The sequence below is a fragment of the Paenibacillus sp. 481 genome (genome assembly GCF_021223605.1).
Lineage (GTDB): Bacteria > Bacillota > Bacilli > Paenibacillales > Paenibacillaceae > Paenibacillus_B.
The window spans coordinates 1854750-1867556 of sequence record NZ_CP075175.1 but is presented as its reverse complement, the minus strand read 5'-3'; the positions used below and the strand labels follow the sequence as shown (position 1 = coordinate 1867556).

The window sequence follows — 12807 nt, the reverse complement described above, 5'->3', positions numbered from 1 at the left end:
AGTATGCGAGTAATATGTATGAAAAATCCTCCTGTTACAAACACTACGTGACAACAGGAGGATGAGCATATGTGCAAACGTTATTCGATGTCTGCTGAGCTGCCAGAGGTGGCGCAGTATTTTCAGGTGGACAAGGTTATGTTTCATTATCGGCCGCGGTTCAACATTAGTCCAACGCAGGAAGTACCTATTGTGCGGCTTCATCGTGGGGAGCGGGTGCTGGATGCGTTTCGTTGGGGGCTTGTCCCGTTTTGGGCGAAGGATGGCGTGAATGCCGATTTGCGTTCGGTGTACAGTAATGAGGCGTATTGGAAAATGGTTGAGCGGCAGCGCTGCGTGATTCCGTGCAACGGTTTCTATTATTGGCGTCAAGTCGGGAAAAAGAGCTATCCGGTTCGTCTTGTGCTACGTACACGCGGTGTTTTTGGACTGGCGGGCCTGTATGAGGAATGGAAAAATGCGCAGGGCGAGACTTATCGTACGTGCACGATCGTGATGACGAAGGCGAATCCACTTATTTCCGAGTTCGATGAACGGATGCCAGCGATATTAGATGCGGACGACATGGCAAAATGGCTGGAAACAGGTGGTAGTGTAGGGGCGGGCGAGTTAGAGGAGCTATTGCAAATGGTAAAGCCCTGCTGCGAGACGCGAATGCATCTCTACCCCGTGTCGCCTCTGATCGAAAATGATTTGTATGACGGTGAAGATTGTATTGCTGAGATGAACTTAAAGGCAGCGTGGGTGAAGCCTTGAGTGTAGGCCATGATATACAACACACAACAACCGTCCCCTGTTGATACTCCTAGGGAACGGTTGTTGCTTTGTGTATGGTTCATGTTGTTAAGTAATTGTAGTGATGGTAGTGGGATAATCCGGTTGCTATGAATGCCTTCTTTTACGCAGGATTTGATCTAGTAAAAATGTAATAACTGCAAATACAAGAGATAGCGCAACCATTTCGAGAATAGTTACACCAGAATCAGTTTTGATGACTAAGAAGAAGATGAGCTGCAACACTAGAAAAATGAAAAAGTCTCTTAAGTATTTGATAATGCATGCACTCCTTTATGTCAGACTACTTTCCGATGCAAGCGATACTAAACCAAGCAAGGCTGGCTGCAAGTCCTACAACGCCACCTTTAATGGCACTCTTGCCTACGATCTTGATAATTTCTACCGCTAACTTATCCCACAATTTCTTTTCAATAAGCTCTTTCATTCCACCTGTTAAAAATCCAAGTCCGGTATATTGCAAGATCTTCTCTTGCATGCAAGATCCCCAAGATTCCTCGACAACATCGCCCATTGCGTTAGGAACATTTTTTACATCTGCTGCCGTAAGCTGTTCACCATTAGCGAGTTTAATGAATGCAGCAATAGATGCCACGTTCTCTTGCCCAAATTTTTGAGCAACTTTTTTCTCGTCTAATACATATTTGCCGTTCTTTTTAGTAGAAGCCTCTTCAAAAATAAATTTGAAGTCTGAAGCTAATTGATTTTGGGAGACTGACTCTTGTGTGATTGCGCTTTGAGCGTTTACAAGTACGGGAGAACTTAATACAGGAAATAGAAGCGTTGCTGAGAGTAATACCGGAATAAAGATTTTACCTTTGGACATGAAAATACCTCCTAAAATGTAATTAAACAACTTTAGTCTAGTTGTAACATCTAAGAAGAAAAGAACATTACAAGGATGCACAATGCAGGGGGATTTATGTTCTTCATACAAATAATAGTATACGAGTCTTGTTTGTTTGTAAATGAAATAAAAGTTAAAATATTCATTTTCTATATAAAAGTAATTAATTTGAAGATTATCTTTTAGATATAGAAATAATAATGATTTAATATTAAATTTTGTTGTATTCTGTTTTAGCCAAAAGTGATCGCGATGCTCGTCACCTCGACTGACAACGAACGTTTAAGTTGAAGGCGCGGAGCGCTCTCCTTGTCGCCTTTTATTGATTTACTCCATAGCAAAAAAGAGGTGAATTATACACAAATGTTAAATGTTTCAGGGAGTTGCGTTGATTTAGGAAGGGTGATCATATGCCTGCTGTGTGTCGCCTCTAATCGAAAATGATTTGTATGACAGTGAGGATTGTATTGCATAGATGAACTTGAAGGCGGCATGGGTGAAGTCGTAAGTAATGTATCGGAGAAAAAATACTACTGTAGCATAAAAGAGCCCCGTTTTAATGCGGGGCTAAGAAAATTTATGATAAGGACAATAATTATAGGCGTATATATCATCTTGATTGTGGTTAATGCTAGGGTGTAATTCATGATGATAATCAAGAAATAGGGGATACATCGTATTATTATAGTGATTGTATAAAGCTATCACTCTTAGTGATTGAGATATTCCGAGCTGCCAGTAATTTAATTCATCATTAAACATTTCATCACGTAAGGCCTTACCGTGGATCTCATATGTAATTTGATCCACTTCACTGATCTTATCTTGTGAAATAGTATGACAATGAGGGAACTGATACTTAGCATTCGTTTTTATGGTATTCCAGTTATATTGCACAGTGGGGATAATTTTAGTGAATAGTTGAATGAGGAATTCGGCAAACTGAGAATCATCCCTTAACATATTCGTAAATTCCCTTCTCTTTACACTCTTAAGCCAACCACTGTATGAAAAGTCAAACGTAATTGTAGGTTTCGTTGTTAAAGGATGATTAGGATTGGATACTTTGCTGGAGACAGTAGTCGTATTTTTAACCTTCTTCTTAGCCATGAATTGTTAATGTATACGTTGAATATAGCATTCAAACATATCTTTGTCCTCAATAGTTACCGTACAACGGTCGAGTGGCTGGTGCCCTTCTCTCGCTTTAATCCAAGGACTTTCTTGATGGGAAATTGTCTCCAATTCAGTACCGTTATAGTGACCATATTCGTCCCAAACCTGCTGTAGTATTTCTTCTGTATCTTCATCAAAATGAGGGAGAAAACCTTCAAATTTCTCGATAATCTGATAACCTTTATCTCTATACATACTGTAGATCTTAGGAATTACAGGACCGTGTATCCATGCTTCGAAACGTTCGTGAAACAGTTTTTTGTCAAGCTGTTCAATATCTTCATTTTCTAGCGTAAGATACCATGAGTAGGCGTAGTACAGAATTTTTTGTATTTTTTTTGGTGTCATGGCTTCCTTTGATAAAAACCAATTCATTACATGTTCAACCTGGTACAAAAAAATCACCTCACATATAAGATTAATCGGCATCAGGGAACATATATTCCCATGCTTATATTATGCCATAGGAGATTACTAATGTATACAAAAAGTGCTCTCAAAACACAAGGCATTAAATGTTTAAAAAAGATGTTCGCAATATATGAAAAACCGAGCAAATTGACGAAAAAGCTTAGCGGGCAATAGACAACGCGTGTCAATTAAATGTGACGGTATTTGAGTAAAAATAAAGCATAAACTACAATAAAAGCGCAAGGATGTATGCGCTAACATAAGGGCGATGCCTTATTTAGTCCCGGTCGTGGTTCCTTCCGGTTGAACTAAATAACAACCCCGTTTTCTTCGGAAAACGGGGTTGTTTGCGTTTGCTTACATTGATTTGTGTCATGTACATGGAATTCAAATGGGTAGAAGAAAGGTTGATGGGTTATGCAATTAGAAGCGATTTATCACCGTTCCAAGCAAAATGGGTCTTACGCGTACGACCGCGAGACTGTTCATATTCGGATACGCACGAAAAAAGATGACGTTACCGCCGTCGACGTGATTGCGGTCGACAAATACGCGTTCCAGCGGACAACGGTGAGCGTGCCGATGCGCAAGTTCACATCCGACGCGCTGTTCGATTATTGGGAAGCGGCGTATAAGCCGCCGTACCGCCGTCTGCGGTATGCGTTCCGGCTTGAGGATGCGCAGGAGCAGTGGTATTTAACTGAGCGCGGCTTCCGTAAGGAGCTGCCGGAGCATTATTTTGAGTCGTTCGAGTTCCCGTACTTGAACGGAGTCGATGTATTTGAACCGCCTACTTGGGTGAAGGAGGCCGTGTTCTATCAAATTTTTCCCGAGCGCTTTGCGAACGGGGATAAGCAAAATGATCCGCCCAATGTGCAGCCGTGGGGCGGGGAGCCGAAGCCAGACAACTTCTTCGGCGGTGATCTAGAAGGTGTTATTCAGCACTTGGATCATTTGAGCGAGCTAGGCATAACGGCGATTTACTTTACGCCTGTCTTTGAAGCGACGACGAATCACAAGTATGATACGCGCGATTACAAGAAGGTGGACCCGCATTTTGGTTCCAACGAGAAGCTTAAAGAACTCGTTGCCGCCTGTCATGCTCGAGGTATCCGCGTCTTGCTGGATGCTGTGTTCAACCACGCAGGGCGCACATTCCCACCATTCGTGGATGTGTTGGAGCATGGGGAACAGTCCGCGTACAAGGACTGGTTCTACGTACATGATTATCCGCTACGTGTCGAGGATGGCATTCCGACATACGAAACGTTCGCATTCGAGCCGATTATGCCGAAGCTGAACACCGAGCATCCAGAAGTGAAACAGTATTTGCTGGATGCTGCCCGCTACTGGATTGAGGAAGTGGGCATCGACGGTTGGCGTTTGGACGTCGCCAATGAGGTGGATCATCAGTTCTGGCGTGAATTCCGCCAAGTCGTGAAGCAGGCCAACCCTGAAGCGTACATTTTGGGTGAGATTTGGCACGACTCCATGGCGTGGCTGCAAGGCGACCAATTTGACGCGGTGATGAACTATCCGTTAACAGACGCGATGCTCGACTTTTTTGCCAAAGAGACAGTAGATGCTGCTGAATTTTCAAGCTTGGTTGGCACGCAACTGGCTTACTACCCGCAGCAAGCAACTGAAGTAGCATTCAACTTGCTAGACAGTCATGACACACCTCGTCTGCTGACCCAGTGCGGCGGGGATAAGCGCCGGATGAAGCTGGCGACGCTGTTTCAATTTACGCATCCAGGCGTGCCTTGCGTCTACTACGGGAATGAGATCGGCATAGAAGGAGAGGGCGATCCCGACTGCCGCCGCTGTATGGAGTGGGACGAGGAGAAGCAGGATCGCGAGTTGTTTAACTTTTATCGCGATGTGATTGCACTGCGCCGCAAGCATGCAGCCTTGCGCTCGGTGGGGATTCGCTTTTTGCAGGCAGAAGCAGGCTCTCGTGTCTTGATGTACGAGCGTTGGAGCGAGTCGGGTGAGCGCTTCTTAATTGCATTAAATGCTGCTGCAAAGAGCACGGTGTTGCGCACAGAGCTGCCGCTAGACGGCAAGGCTTGGCGCACGGAGCTAGCGTCCGATGCCTCGATTGCAAGTGTGGGGGACGCGCTGACGATACAGCTAGAAGCATACGGCTTTGCGGTCATGAAGCAGGTTGCAGACCAGTAAGCGTAGCGTTTTTTTAGCACATCCATACAAAAAAAGCATAAATCAGGTCACCTAAATCGTATTGACAATTATGGTTGTAAACGCATACAATGCAGCTAGAAACGTTTGCACAACAAGGTTATAATTAACATGTAACAGCACTAATAACTTGAAATATTGGTTGCACTTACGGACAGCAGACTAACGCACTTGCAGCGTAAGGACAATTTAAGGGCTATGCCTTTTTTAAGCGTCATTGCTTAAAGAACAACCCCGGTTATCTCTTCTGGAGACGACCGGGGTTTTTGTGTTAGGAGGTGAGTGAGTTCGAACATCATCGTAACCGCACATATCTTTTAAAGGGGGGAAATGTTCATGAAACTTCTAGCTCGCTGGACGGCTTGGCTTATCACGGTATCAACCCTTTTACTCGTATGGTCATCACCGCCTGTGCAGGCTGCACCGGACACGGCTGTGACGAACACAGCTAATTTTAGTACAGATGTCATTTACCAGATCGTGACCGACCGTTTCCATGACGGCAATCCGAGCAATAATCCGGCGGGAGCCTCGTTTGACGGGACGTGCAGCAACTTGAAGCTGTACTGTGGCGGAGATTGGCAAGGCATTATTGACAAAATAAACGACGGTTATTTTACAGGTATGGGAGTGACCGCATTATGGATTTCACAGCCTGTTGAAAATATATTTACTGCCATTAACTATTCGGGCATCAACAACACCTCATACCACGGCTATTGGGCGCGGGACTTTAAGAAACCGAATCCTGCGTTCGGTTCGCTAAGCGAATTCCAACAATTGATTGCGACGGCACATGCCAAACATATAAAAGTGATTATTGATTTTGCGCCGAATCATACGTCGCCTGCGATGGAGACGGACCCTAATTTTGCGGAAAATGGGAAGCTGTACGACAACGGGACGCTCGTAGCGGGATACAGTAATGATCCGACAGCGATGTATCACCATAATGGGGGAACGGATTTTTCTACTGTTGAAAATGGCATTTACCGTAACCTGTTTGATCTCGCAGATTTTAACCATAACCATCCTGCCATCGATCAATATTTCAAGGATGCGATTCAAATGTGGCTGAACATGGGAGTGGATGGCATTCGTGTCGATGCGGTGAAGCATATGCCGTTCGGCTGGCAAAAAAATTGGATGTCGTCTATTTATGCAACATCACCGGTGTTCACGTTCGGGGAATGGTTTCTTGGCGTCAACGAAGTGAGCGCAGACAATCATGCATTTGCCAATGAAAGCGGCATGAGCTTGTTGGACTTTCGTTTTGCGCAAACGGTTCGCCAAGTGTTCCGCGATAACACGCAATCGATGCACAGTTTGCATAGCATGATTGCAGGGACAGCGGCTGATTATCGTTACGTTAACGATCAAGTTACGTTTATCGATAATCACGATATGGATCGCTTCCATATGGATAACAGCAATAAGCGCAAGCTGGATCAGGCGTTGGCGTTCACGCTGACTTCACGTGGCGTGCCTGCTTTATATTATGGCACGGAGCAGTACATGACAGGCGGCAACGATCCGGATAATCGTGCGCGCATTCCGTCATTTTCAACGAATACGACTGCGTATCAAATCATGGGTAAATTGGCACCGCTGCGCAAAGTGAATCCGGCGTTTGGCTACGGAACGACGCAAGAGCGTTGGCTCAATGATGATGTGTTCATCTTCGAGCGCAAGTTCGGCAAGAGTGTAGCTTTAGTGGCGGTGAACCGTAATTTGAGCAGCGGTGTACCTATTAACGGCTTGCTGACATCCTTGCCTAATGGGCAGTATGTGGATAGTCTTGGTGGCTTGTTGAATGGCGCTGGATTGACGGTCGCCAATAGGGAGGCTTCACCATTTACATTAGCAGCGGGTGCTGTAGCGGTATGGCATTACACGACCCCGGAAGTGGAGCCGCGCATCGGTCATGTCGGCCCGACGATGGTAGCAGCGGGCAACACGTTGACGATTGATGGCCGTGCATTTGGCACGCAGAAGGGTACCGTTTACTTGGGTGGAACGGCAATTACAGGGGCGAATATCTTAGCGTGGGAAGATTCGCATATCCAAGTGAAAGTTCCTCCGCTGAATAGCGCTGGTGCTGGCGCGGGTAGATATGAAGTAAAGATTCAGACCGCGAACAGTGCATTGAGCAATGTGTACCCCGCGATTGAAGTGCTTACAGGTCCGCAAGTACATGTACGTTTCGTGATCCAAGGTGCGCAAACGACGTTCGGTGAAAATGTGTACCTGTCGGGCAGCATTCCTGAGCTAGGCGCATGGAATCTTAATAAAGCGATAGGGCCGATGTACAATCAAGTGGTCTACCAATATCCTAATTGGTATATGGATGTTAGTGTTCCGGCAAATACGACGATTGAATATAAATTTGTTAAAAAGCAAGGTAGCAGCGCGGTGTGGGAAGGCGGCAGCAACCGCACGTATACGACGCCAAGCAGTGGTACGGGGACGGTTGTTGTAAACTGGCAGCAGTAAGTTTACAGAAGTGGGCACATCGTTATGCGCCAGTCGACAACGCATCGTATGATACATCGTTAGGTTAAACAGGTACATGAGAGTCGACACGTTACTCGTATAGCTCTCATGCGAAACCTGTAAGCGCTCTATTATGATTCGGGGAGTTGTAAATCATGAAGCTAACAAAGGCTTGGTTCATGCTTGCTACCTTGATGTTAATGGTGTTTTCGATAACCGCGTGTGGGCCGCAATCGTCCGATAACGCGAATGCTGGCACGGCAGCTTCAAACAGTGCCACAACAGGAAGTACGACTACAGGTGACGGTTCAGGTGCGGGAGCGGGAGGTGCAGGCAATGGAAAGGGCAACGGAAGTGCACAACAACCTGCTGCTGGAACGGATGCCGCTTCGGAGGAAGACATTCAGCCTGAAGATGACGCTAAGCTAGTCATTTGGGAAGGGAGTGAGCAACAAGCCTTCCTCGAAGAGATGGCTAAGCAATTTAGCGCGAAATACAATATTCCGGTCGAGTTTCAGGAAGTAAAGCCTACAGAGCAAATGAACAGGCTGAAAACGGATGGCCCAGCAGGTCTTGGTGCGGACATCATGGTCATGCCGCATGATTTTCTTGGCGAGGCGGTAGCGGCGGGCTTGATTATGCCGAACGATTTCTACGCCGAAGAGACGAAACGTCATTTTGCGCCAGCTGCGGTTGCGGCGGTGACGATGGATGGCGTTGTTTACGGCTATCCGCGCAATATGGAAACGTTTCTGCTTTTTTACAACAAAGATTTAGTCAAAAAAGAGGATCTCGCTTCATGGGACAGCATCATTACGTTTGCTAAAAGCTACAACGAACCAGCAAAAAATAAATTCGGCTTCCTGTACGAGGTCAACAATTATTACTTCAACTACGCTTTCGTTGCGGGTAACGGCGGGTACATTTTCGGCAACAATGGCACCGATCCACAAGACATCGGCTTAAATAAGCCGGAAGCAGTCAAGGCGATGGAGTTCTATCGTAGCTTGCGCGAAGCGATTCCGATTAAAGCCGCAGACATCACCTTTGACGTCAAGACGAACTTGTTCCAGACAGGCAAACTGCCGATCAATATGGACGGCGTGTGGCAGCTAGGCAATTTCACTAAAGAGAAGCTCGGCTTCGAGGTCGGTTCTGTCCCGCTTCCTCCGATGCCGAATGGCAAGCAACCGCTTCCGTTTGCAGGAGTGAAATCATACTTTGTCAGCACCTTCAGCACATATCCAAATGCGTCTAAGTTGTTTATCGATTATGTAACTTCACAAACATCGTTGTCCACCAACTATGCCATGACAGGCATCATCCCTGCCCGCAACGGAATGGAACACGATCCGAACATTCAAAAAAATGAGAACTCCCTTGCGTTTATCGAGCAGTTCAAACATGTGCAGCCCATGCCTTATATCATTGAAATGCGTGCGGTATGGGGCCCGATTACGGCGACGTTAGAGCCGATTTGGGATGGCGCGGACATTTCAAAGACGCTGAACAAGGCGGTAGAGGATATTAAGACGGCCATTGCGCAGCAGAGCAAGTAGCTTCTACTATCGGGGGAGTGCTTGATGAAACCGTATCGGATTGTAGCTGCTGTTCTATCCGCCATCGTTATGGGATTAGGCCAATTGTATAATCGACAATTCGTTAAAGGTGGATTACTCGTCGCCGTTTATGTGTGGGGCTGGTATTATGCTCTGACGAATGTTGGCCAATCGCTTTGGGGCTTAATGACGCTTGGCGAGAAGAAGCAGCGATTAGAGTTAGTGGGCAGGGTGTACCAAAAAGTAGCGGGCGACCACTCTATCTTTTTGCTCGTACAGGGCTTAATTGTGTTGTTCGTTGTGCTCTTATTTATTGCGCTTTATGTGTATAACATTCGCGATGCTTATCGGAATGGCTTGCTAAGGGAGCAAGGGGGCAAGCCGCGTCGCTTTGCAGCAAGTGTAAAGCATCTGTTTGAGCAACAATTTCCACAGCTTATTTTATCACCGCCTTTATTATTTATTTTCTTTTTCAGTGTACTGCCGCTTGTGTTTTCCGTACTTATTGCATTTACGAACTACTCGTCACCGAAGCATTTGCCGCCAGCCAATTTGGTTGATTGGACGGGATTCGCGGCGTTCACAGATTTATTTTCGCTACATGCATGGGCCAATACGTTCTACGGCGTATTTTCATGGACGGTCGTGTGGGCCGTGCTATCCACGGTGACGACGTTTTTCGGAGGCTTTGCGATCGCACTGCTCGTGCAGCAGCCCATAACGCGCTTTAAAGCGTTCTGGCGTACGATTTTTATGCTACCGTTTGCGATTCCTGCTTTCGTGTCTTTGCTCATTATGCGCAACATGTTCAACGCTCAATTTGGCCCGATTAATCAGTATTTAGCTTGGTTCGGCATGGAAGGCCCGAACTGGCTGTCTGATCCGTTATGGGCGAAGGTCACGATCTTGCTGGCGAATATGTGGCTCGGATTTCCGATTTCGATGCTCTTAATAATCGGCATTTTAACGACTATTCCGCGTGACATGTACGAAGCAGCTGAAGTAGACGGCGCATCATCCTTTCAGAAGTTTCGCAAAATTACGTTTCCGAGCGTCATGTTCTCGCTGTCACCGATTCTGATCACGCAGTTCGCGGGCAACTTTAACAACTTCAACGTTATTTATTTAATGACGAACGGCAGGCCGGCCAACAGCGATTATCAATTCGCAGGTAGTACGGACATCTTAATTACGTGGCTGTACAATTTGTCGATTACGAATGGGAAGTACAATTTTGCTTCGGTCATCAGCATCGTTATTTTTGTCCTGTTGGCAAGTATCTCGGTGTGGAATTTCCGCCGCACGCGTGCCTTTAAAGAGGAGGATGGTTTGCGATGATGTACGTATACAAGCTGCGCAAAAAAGTATGGGTCATCACGACGCACGTCCTGCTCGCCATCATTGCGATTATCGCGCTGTACCCTGCATTGTGGGTTGTGTTGTCCTCGCTGCGTCCAGGGACGTCGTTGTTTAGTGAAACGTTTATTCCGGAGCAACTGACGCTGCAACACTACCGTGATCTGTTTGTAAAGTTTCCGTTTGCGATGTGGTATGTGAACACACTTAAAATTGCGTTCGTCTCGATGGTGTTCAGTACGCTGTTCGTCCTGCTGGCGGGCTATGCTTTTTCGAGATTCCGGTTCTATGGGCGAAAAGGGTTAATGAGCTTTTTGTTCGTACTTGGCATGTTCCCGTCGTTTATGAGCATGGTGGCGGTTTACATTTTGCTGCTAAATATGAATTTGCTCAACAAGCATTCGGCACTTATGTTTGTGTATACGGCGGGAGCGGCGATGGGGTATTTGCTCGTCAAAGGCTATTTTGATACGATTCCGCAAAGCTTGGAGGACGCAGCCCGTATCGATGGGGCGAATCATTGGATTGTCTTCACGCGTATTTTTCTGCCCTTGTCGCGACCGTTAATTGTATTTTTGTCCGTGACGTCGTTTGCGGGGGCGTTTAACGATTTTATTTTTGCTCAGATGGTGCTGCGAACGAAGGAGAAGCTGACGCTCGCCGTCGGTCTATACAGCATGGTCGGGGACCAATTTGCGACCCAGTTTACGGTGTTTGCCGCAGGATGTGTGCTTGTTGCCTTGCCGATTACGGTTTTGTTTATGGCGTTCCAGCGCTTCCTTGTCGAAGGCCTAACGGCGGGGGCGGAAAAAGGTTAAGCGGTTTAACTTGTAAACCTTTACAACTGATGATCAGGTAAGCTAACATTAGTGAAGGATTGGATTGAAATGGTTGGGATTAACAATAACGCAGGTATCGGGACGATGAGAAGGAGGGAGCAAATGTCCGTAACGATTATTGATGTCGCCAAGCAAGCGGGGGTCTCCCCTTCCACGGTATCGCGCGTGTTGTCTAACAATCCGCGTATTAGTCCGAAGACTTCGGCGCGAGTGCGCGAAGTCATGAACGAGCTTGGTTACCATCCGAATGTGATGGCTAAAAGTCTAGTATCCAAGACAACGAATACAATTGCTCTAATTTTGCCGCGCCCAGCGGATGAGCTGTTTTTGAATTTATTTTTTGCGGAAGTGATTCGAGGTATTGTCACTCAGTCCAGTCGCGTCGGATTCGATCTGATGATGACGACAGGGGCGACCGAGCAAGAAGAGCTGGAAGCGGTTACGCGCTTAGTGCGGGGACGACGTGTTGACGGTGTCATCTTGCTTTACTCGCGACGTCACGATCCATTGATTGAATTTTTGAAGGGGCAAAAGTTTCCGTTTGTGCTGATCGGTCGTAGTGAAGAGCATCCAGATATTTTGGCCGTGGACAATAACAATGTGCTCGCTTCGTATGATGCGACGCGTCATTTGATCGCGCAAGGGCATCGCCGCATCGGGTTTGTGAGTGGGCCGTCCAATTTAATTTTGTCGAAGGATCGATTGGAAGGGTATTTGCAGGCGCTGCGGGAGAATGATCTAGAGGCGCATCCGGAATGGATTGTGGAGGGTGAGTTCTTGCAGGAGAGCGGTTATCGCGCGATGTCCTTCTTTATGAACTTGCCAGAGCGGCCAACTGCGCTTGTCGCCATCGACGATATTGTCGCATTTGGCGTGATGCGCGGATTGGCGGAGCTAGGCTATAAAATCCCACAGGACTTGAGTCTAGTGAGCTTCAATAACATATCGCTCGCTGAATTGGCTACGCCGCCGCTTACTTCGGTGGATATCGGCATTTATCAATTGGGATATACGGCATCGCAAACGTTGATTCGTGCGATTAAGGGCGAGACTGTGCATCATAATCAGCTTATTATTCCGCACCGGATTATTGTGAGGGAGTCTTCCTTGCAGTAGAATGTTTCGGGAAGAC

10 protein-coding genes are annotated in these 12807 nt (G+C 46.6%); 7 read left to right on the top strand and 3 right to left on the bottom strand.

The window, feature by feature from the left end:
- Nucleotides 1-69: 69 nt before the first annotated feature.
- Nucleotides 70-756, top strand: a complete 687-nt coding sequence (locus KIK04_RS07990) for an SOS response-associated peptidase (protein ID WP_232277742.1) — start codon at nucleotides 70-72, stop codon at nucleotides 754-756.
- A gap of 322 nt (nucleotides 757-1078) precedes the next feature.
- Here KIK04_RS07990 and KIK04_RS07985 read toward each other — a convergent pair whose 3' ends face one another.
- From KIK04_RS07985 to KIK04_RS07975, 3 genes are all read right to left on the bottom strand, one after another.
- Entirely contained in the window at nucleotides 1079-1621 is a 543-nt protein-coding gene (locus tag KIK04_RS07985; protein ID WP_232277741.1) for a hypothetical protein, read from the bottom strand.
- Nucleotides 1622-2209: 588 nt separating this feature from the next.
- Nucleotides 2210-2752 carry a hypothetical protein gene (locus KIK04_RS07980; protein ID WP_232277740.1) on the bottom strand — a complete coding sequence of 181 codons (543 nt, stop codon included), beginning with the start codon at nucleotides 2750-2752 and terminating at the stop codon, nucleotides 2210-2212.
- Between the two features lie 6 nt (nucleotides 2753-2758).
- Nucleotides 2759-3193 carry a Panacea domain-containing protein gene (locus tag KIK04_RS07975; RefSeq protein WP_232277739.1) on the bottom strand — a complete coding sequence of 145 codons (435 nt, stop codon included), beginning with the start codon at nucleotides 3191-3193 and terminating at the stop codon, nucleotides 2759-2761.
- A gap of 453 nt (nucleotides 3194-3646) precedes the next feature.
- Here KIK04_RS07975 and KIK04_RS07970 point away from each other — a divergent pair, with 453 nt between their 5' ends.
- The 6 genes from KIK04_RS07970 (at nucleotide 3647) to KIK04_RS07945 (ending at nucleotide 12791) form a co-directional block, all read left to right on the top strand.
- A complete protein-coding gene (locus KIK04_RS07970) occupies nucleotides 3647-5410 on the top strand; it encodes an alpha-glycosidase (RefSeq protein WP_232277738.1) in 1764 nt (587 codons plus the stop codon).
- Between the two features lie 354 nt (nucleotides 5411-5764).
- Nucleotides 5765-7921: an alpha-amylase family glycosyl hydrolase gene (locus tag KIK04_RS07965; protein ID WP_232277737.1), complete on the top strand. Its 2157-nt coding sequence runs from the start codon at nucleotides 5765-5767 to the stop codon at nucleotides 7919-7921.
- Between the two features lie 155 nt (nucleotides 7922-8076).
- Nucleotides 8077-9480: a sugar ABC transporter substrate-binding protein gene (locus KIK04_RS07960; protein ID WP_232277736.1), complete on the top strand. Its 1404-nt coding sequence runs from the start codon at nucleotides 8077-8079 to the stop codon at nucleotides 9478-9480.
- 24 nt (nucleotides 9481-9504) lie between these two features.
- Complete coding sequence (locus KIK04_RS07955) at nucleotides 9505-10818, top strand: sugar ABC transporter permease (RefSeq protein ID WP_232277735.1); 1314 nt, start codon at nucleotides 9505-9507, stop codon at nucleotides 10816-10818.
- Nucleotides 10818-11654, top strand: a complete 837-nt coding sequence (locus KIK04_RS07950; RefSeq protein ID WP_232278651.1) for a sugar ABC transporter permease — start codon at nucleotides 10818-10820, stop codon at nucleotides 11652-11654. Before KIK04_RS07955 ends, KIK04_RS07950 begins: the two co-directional genes overlap by 1 nt.
- Nucleotides 11655-11759: 105 nt before the next feature.
- On the top strand, nucleotides 11760-12791 hold the full coding sequence (locus KIK04_RS07945; RefSeq protein ID WP_269671027.1) for a LacI family DNA-binding transcriptional regulator: 1032 nt from the start codon (nucleotides 11760-11762) through the stop codon (nucleotides 12789-12791).
- Nucleotides 12792-12807 lie beyond the last annotated feature (16 nt).

Coding starts and splice junctions, on each gene's coding strand:
- KIK04_RS07985 (WP_232277741.1), bottom strand. CDS start 1,621: ATGTCCAAAGGTAAAATCTTTATTCCGGTATTACTCTCAGCAACGCTT.
- KIK04_RS07950 (WP_232278651.1), top strand. CDS start 10,818: ATGTACGTATACAAGCTGCGCAAAAAAGTATGGGTCATCACGACGCAC.
- KIK04_RS07975 (WP_232277739.1), bottom strand. CDS start 3,193: ATGAATTGGTTTTTATCAAAGGAAGCCATGACACCAAAAAAAATACAA.
- KIK04_RS07945 (WP_269671027.1), top strand. CDS start 11,760: ATGAGAAGGAGGGAGCAAATGTCCGTAACGATTATTGATGTCGCCAAG.
- KIK04_RS07960 (WP_232277736.1), top strand. CDS start 8,077: ATGAAGCTAACAAAGGCTTGGTTCATGCTTGCTACCTTGATGTTAATG.
- KIK04_RS07965 (WP_232277737.1), top strand. CDS start 5,765: ATGAAACTTCTAGCTCGCTGGACGGCTTGGCTTATCACGGTATCAACC.
- KIK04_RS07990 (WP_232277742.1), top strand. CDS start 70: ATGTGCAAACGTTATTCGATGTCTGCTGAGCTGCCAGAGGTGGCGCAG.
- KIK04_RS07955 (WP_232277735.1), top strand. CDS start 9,505: ATGAAACCGTATCGGATTGTAGCTGCTGTTCTATCCGCCATCGTTATG.
- KIK04_RS07980 (WP_232277740.1), bottom strand. CDS start 2,752: ATGGCTAAGAAGAAGGTTAAAAATACGACTACTGTCTCCAGCAAAGTA.
- KIK04_RS07970 (WP_232277738.1), top strand. CDS start 3,647: ATGCAATTAGAAGCGATTTATCACCGTTCCAAGCAAAATGGGTCTTAC.